The 2,578-nt window shown below is 43.3% G+C and carries 2 protein-coding genes and 1 pseudogene; all 3 read right to left on the reverse strand.

Annotation, left to right across the window (positions count from 1 at the left end; all coding sequences use genetic code 11):
- Nucleotides 1-257 (reverse strand): annotated as a pseudogene (locus A3757_RS18030) (hypothetical protein); the annotation flags it as partial.
- A gap of 70 nt (nucleotides 258-327) precedes the next feature.
- Complete coding sequence (locus A3757_RS18035; RefSeq protein ID WP_068510874.1) at nucleotides 328-1,287, reverse strand: tetratricopeptide repeat protein; 960 nt, start codon at nucleotides 1,285-1,287, stop codon at nucleotides 328-330.
- 232 nt (nucleotides 1,288-1,519) lie between these two features.
- Nucleotides 1,520-2,557 (reverse strand): hypothetical protein, encoded by a 1,038-nt coding sequence (locus A3757_RS18040; protein ID WP_068510876.1) that lies wholly within the window; start codon nucleotides 2,555-2,557, stop codon nucleotides 1,520-1,522.
- Nucleotides 2,558-2,578: the final 21 nt, after the last annotated feature.

A 2,578-nucleotide genomic window follows, 5' to 3' on the forward strand; every position in this document is an offset into this window, starting at 1 on the left:
TCTAATGACATCCATGAGTCGCCGTAACAGAGGGGCTTATATTTCATTAAAGGAATCGTCAAAGCACCAAAGTTATCGTGCACGATACAAAGCTGCTTGAAGCTTCCAGCCATGTCATCAACCAGATTAAGCAGGTAGCTGTCTGCAGCATCCCAGGCACGCAACTGACTACGCTTTTCAACAGGATAACGCTGAAGCTCATAATTCTGGCCGTTAGCGGTAAATGCGTTGGGATTTTCTGATGAGGAAGAAGACATAAAGGGATTTTAACTAATGAGCGAACTGAGCATTATAGCTCAAGCCATGCCTATCAAGAAGAGCCTAAGTTTACAGCGCAGCGCCAGCCTGACAAGCAACAGAAAGTCTCTGCCTACAAGCCTGTTGATACAATTGCTGCGCCTTGCTTAAGTTCTTAATAACACCGAAACCGCTTTGATAGAAACGACCTAATTGAAACTGAGCCTGAGCACTTCCTGATTTTGCAGCCACTTCAAACCAACGAAATGATTCATGCGAGTCGTGTTGAGGACCATCTTGTAAATAGATTTGCGCCAAACTTAGCTGAGAATCGATATCACCTTGTTCGGCTGCCAAGGTATACCAACTAATGGCTTCAGCTATGTTTTTACCAGAGACTTCACCAGAATGATAAATTCTGCCTAGTTGATACTGAGACAGTATATGCCCATGATCAGCCGCCCGTCTCAACCAACGCAAAGCCCTTTTCGGTTTAGCTTCGACACCCAATCCATTTAAGAGCATTAGCGCTAAGTTATACTGAGCTTGAACGTCTCCCAACTTAGCCGCCTTCTTGAACCAGCTATTAGCCTTTGTTTCGTCTTTGACGTCTTCATTGGTGTAATAAATTAAGGCTAGATTATATTGAGCTGAGGTATCGCCCTGTTCGGCCGCTAGCGTATACCACTTTATCGCTTTATTAATATCTCTAGGTAAACCGTCACCTTTCTCATACAGCACAGCTAGATTATTTTGCGCTTCCAACAAGCCTGACTCAGCGGCTTCTACGTACCATATCTGCGCATTAGAAATGTTCTTAGCGACACCTAAACCTTCCTGATTAATTCGGGCCATATAGAATTGGGCAATGCTATCGCCTTTATAAGCTAATGGCTCCCATATATTTTTGGCGCAGACATAGTCTCCTGAATTGAAGCAGTGGCGGGCTTGGTCAGAGCTCGCATGCATCTCGATAGAAGTAACCAATAAAAGAAAAGCTAGAGTAAATTTAATATGAGCAATAAAGCTCGGCCAGAAACCAGTATTCAATACAAGATACCCTTAATCATCTGTCACCCGAAATAAGTACGTATCAGTATATACCAGCAACCCGGAAATAGGAGGTTATCTATATATTATGGGAAGCCAGCTAATGTACGTTTTACTCTTAGTATCGCGAAGCTGTAAAGTTAGCGGTGTTGAATCTAGACTTATTAGAGGTTTGATTCTTGGCAAAAGCTTTAAGCTGGTAAAAAAGAATATTCTTTTACATTAGCCAATGTTAAATACCTCGACGTAACTCCCAAGGGAAAACCTTCCCCATGCTGTTTAATAAAGTCTGCACAATTATAGGGTCCATTAAGTCAGTGAGTTCCCACTGACTTAAAAATAATAGCGCTAAATACTGATCAGCCAGGCTGAGGTCTTGTTCGCCACATGTCAGCATATCTGCAATTGACGAAAACATTGGCTTATCATCACTCTTGTACATCAAACGCCCATAAGAACAAACAGGCTTGCCTAAGACCATTGCCTCATGAACCAAGTTAGAGTTAACCGATACGACCCCAACACAATTTTTATGCGCGGCTAAATCAATACTACGGATACCTTTCTTAGCCTCGATAAATGTCACACCCTTTGGTAACGTCGGAGCATTAGATAAGCGGCATTTTTTAGCAGGATGCTCAGTCACGATAATGTTCACACCTTGCGCTTCCGCATAACTCCGATCAATTAGCGCCTGAGCCAATAAATCGTTGGCGCCCTTCTGCCCATACAAGCTCTCAAAACCAGAATCAGAAAACTTCAGGTTATAGTCCTCTCCTCCTTGGAGTGGCAATAAACAAAAAGGCTTTTGAGTAAGGCCTGCGATATCAACCTTTTTAGGCCTCAAGAAGTGTTGAGCGCGAGCTTTGCAGTGCTCTAAATCGCGTCGACCTATGCGCTCAACATAATCAACGCCAGAGTCAAACTGAGTGTGGCTGCGTGCATTGGCCCCATGAGGAGAGATTTGATAAGACGATCTCGGTAGCCAGCCATGTTCAACAACAAGCGTTTTATCGCCATCATCGACAAAACGCTCCGACCAATTAATTGAAACAGGGGGTATTGATTCAAACAAGTCAGGATTGCTATGGACAGTTCGAGCAAGCATGCTGAAAAACATTGTCTTCGCACAGGCTCCGCCCTTCAAACCCAATATAGAGGTAGCACTCGACCAATTTGACCGCCTCCCAAAGCGTTTGAATATCACATTGTCATGAGCCTTAAACTCTTTTGGGATAGCCCCCCAATAAGTCTTTTTATATTTCTTCACTGTCAATATCCATTATTTAAG

The organism is Oleiphilus sp. HI0117 (assembly GCF_001635235.1).